Origin of the sequence: Microcystis sp. M_QC_C_20170808_M3Col (assembly GCF_007095505.1) — a bacterium.
Classification (GTDB): domain Bacteria; phylum Cyanobacteriota; class Cyanobacteriia; order Cyanobacteriales; family Microcystaceae; genus Microcystis.
This window is the reverse complement of sequence record NZ_SFBY01000090.1, coordinates 1-2,728: the sequence shown is the minus strand read 5'-3', so window position 1 is coordinate 2,728 and position 2,728 is coordinate 1. Positions and strand designations below refer to the sequence as shown.

Sequence of the window (2,728 nt, the reverse complement as noted above, 5' to 3'; positions counted from 1 at the left end):
TGTTTCAGTTTTTCTATTAAGCTCAACATATATTTTAAAGTTGCCGGTCACTTCTCATTTTACAAAGACAGTGATCCGTTTTACTTTTGATATTCTGATGGGAGAATGAAACAGCCCTACCCCAACCCCCACCGAAAAACTTTTTCAGCAGACCCTATTTACCTCCTTATTCTCCCGAATTCTCTCCTATTGAAAACTTTTGGTCAAAAGTGAAAGCGACGTTAAGAAAACTGAAGGCGAGAACTTACAAAGACTTAATAGAAGGGATTGAATTGGCTATGTTAGAAGTTACTCAAAAAGATATTCGCAATTGGTTTACTCACTGTTGCTACTGTACCTCATAAGTCAGAGAATTGCTATATATTCCCGTAAATACTCTAAGGTCATCAAGATTTGGTCTTCTAGACTTAATTTACTTGGTCTTCCCGATTTTTTTTGCAGAACTTTTTCGGCAGCCAAAACCTTCACCATATCCTTAAATGTTTCAGGATATACTCCACAAAAGCGTTTAAACTCTTCTGGATTCAAATTTTTTACTTTTTCGTAAGTCATGGTTTTTCTGAGTCTTTTACTTTATTGTACATAATCAGTTCCTATTTTTGCAGGAGGTCTATGGTGGGGGATGTTTGAGAGACTGACGGTAGCCCGCCTCAACAGATTCTAGGGAAAATTCTGGTTTTCCTTATATCCGACATTCCGCACATCTTCATATACTTTTATATATTTTTACATTCCCCAAGATGTTTTGACGAAAAACCTTGATTGTAGAAACTACTATTGAGAACATTTTCAATAATTGATTTTTTCTGAGAAAAAAATTTACAATTCTTCACCTTGATAAAAATCCATGATTGTAGCTATAATCCTTACTGGCAAAGGGTTGTCAGCAATATATTAGTAAAAATTATCAATTGAATGTTAAGAAGTGCGGAAAGTGGGTTATATTAGTGAACCAATTGTAGTCATACTAACAATCATGAAATTGTACTATGCTAGTCCATCCCAAGAGGTTCCGGAAAAAGCCGGTAATTTTGGAGATCAACTCAATCCGTGGTTATGGCCGAAACTACTCCCTGGTGTTTTTGATGATGATGAAAGGGTCGCTTTTGTCGGGATCGGTACTTTAATCAACCAGAGATTAAAGCGCAGGCTGCCCAATACCAATTTGCGAATAATATTTAGTTCTGGAGTAGGTTATGGGAATTATTTAAAACAACTGGATGAAACCTATAAGGTTTACTGTGTTCGCGGGCCTTTGTCCGCTAATTGGTTGGGAATTTCCTCTGATTTAGCCATAATCGATGGGGGAGTGTTGGTCAGTCGTCTATCTCAGCCCGAGCGAAAGATTAAATATAAATATTCCTATATGCCTCATTACAATTTTGCTGGTGAGGGGTGGGAAAAGGCTTGTAAGAGTTTGAATTTCGGCTACATAGATCCTACCTGGTCAGTGGAGAAGGTGATAGAATCTATCTGCCAAACGGAAGTGATTTTGGCGGAAGCGATGCACGGAGCGATTATTGCCGATGCCTATCGGGTTCCTTGGGTGCCAGTCACGAGCCATCCGTCAATATTATCCTTCAAGTGGCAGGATTGGTGCGCCTCGGTAAATTTAGAATATCAACCCCTGTTGATGAAGCGTTTGCATCATCCTAACCTCACCAGAGATATTCTAACCCCGCTTCGCTCGGTGCGTGATCGCTATCGCCAGAAGGTGTCCGCCGCACAACTAGCATCAATTGCCAAAAACGCTCGCCCTTTGTTAAGTGATTCTAAGCTTCTTGAATCTTTAACCGCTAGACTAGGAGAAAAACTCGAAGATTTCAAGAATGACTGGAAAAAAGGCGATTTTTCCTGACTTACTAACTAAGAATGTTGCAATTTTGCCCTTCTGTGATTACTTTTGAAAAATGATATATAGCGTTTCCCTCATATGTGAGGTACAGTTTACCCCTTGCCGATTAAGCTTTTCGGGATTGAGAATGTACCTCTTGTAAACAGGAAACGCTATAACTTAATCAGACGCCCTTGGAAAAGTGCCTCGAATCTCTTGGGACACTTGAGTGTTGGGCTATAGCTGACAAAATGGGTACCCCCATACTTCGAGAAACTCAAACTCAACTTGCCAAACGATTCCTGAATGCTGCTTTTTGATTCCCATCTAAATTAATTACTACCACTAAAAACAACTTCGGGGAATTTTAACTGTGCATCGGCCATGGGGATTTGTCGGCCTTGATTGCGTAACTCTTGCCAAAAATTAATTACTTCTGTGGCTTTGTTGAGAACATCAACGCGATCGGACTCATCAATCCAGTGTTTTGCTTCTAACTCCTCTTGCAGTTGCTGCCAAGCATCATTGCGCGGCCAGAAAAAATAAGCGGTCAGGGGGCTAGTTCCTTTGCCGACCACCTGATCTACAGCGATCGCTACGTTCTGATCTAACCACAATACTTTTAAAATAAACTTTGATTCGGAACTGACTGTCATTGTTAATCGTTAATCGTACAATTCTCGATTATATCATCTTTTGAGTCAATTTTACGAAGTCAGTTTTTAACCATTTTTTCCGATTTTTTCGCTAATAACCGCTTTGACATCCTCGCCGCCGTAAAACGGACGGTGATTCCCAAACCTCACGATTTGGGTTTCTGCTTCTTTCCCTTGCGGGGTTCCGCACCTGCCTTAACAGATTTACTCTGTTCTGGTCTTATGGTCGCGACCCGGA

The 2,728-nt window shown here is 40.4% G+C and carries 3 protein-coding genes and 1 pseudogene; 2 read left to right on the top strand and 2 right to left on the bottom strand.

Annotated elements, in window-relative coordinates; translation table 11 throughout:
• Positions 1-155: 155 nt before the first annotated feature.
• Positions 156-344: pseudogene (locus tag EWV84_RS04770) on the top strand (transposase); the annotation flags it as partial.
• 1 nt (position 345) lies between these two features.
• Here the strand turns inward: EWV84_RS04770 and EWV84_RS04765 are convergent.
• A complete protein-coding gene (locus EWV84_RS04765; protein WP_287076770.1) occupies positions 346-552 on the bottom strand; it encodes a helix-turn-helix domain-containing protein in 207 nt (68 codons plus the stop codon).
• Between the two features lie 424 nt (positions 553-976).
• On the opposite strand from EWV84_RS04765, the gene EWV84_RS04760 reads away from it, so the two are divergent.
• Complete coding sequence (locus tag EWV84_RS04760; protein ID WP_287076769.1) at positions 977-1,858, top strand: polysaccharide pyruvyl transferase family protein; 882 nt, start codon at positions 977-979, stop codon at positions 1,856-1,858.
• Positions 1,859-2,166: 308 nt separating this feature from the next.
• Here the strand turns inward: EWV84_RS04760 and EWV84_RS04755 are convergent, their stop codons facing one another.
• The gene (locus tag EWV84_RS04755; RefSeq protein ID WP_002760450.1) at positions 2,167-2,490 is read right to left on the bottom strand and encodes a 30S ribosomal protein PSRP-3; all 324 of its coding nucleotides are present in this window, start codon (positions 2,488-2,490) and stop codon (positions 2,167-2,169) included.
• Positions 2,491-2,728: the final 238 nt, after the last annotated feature.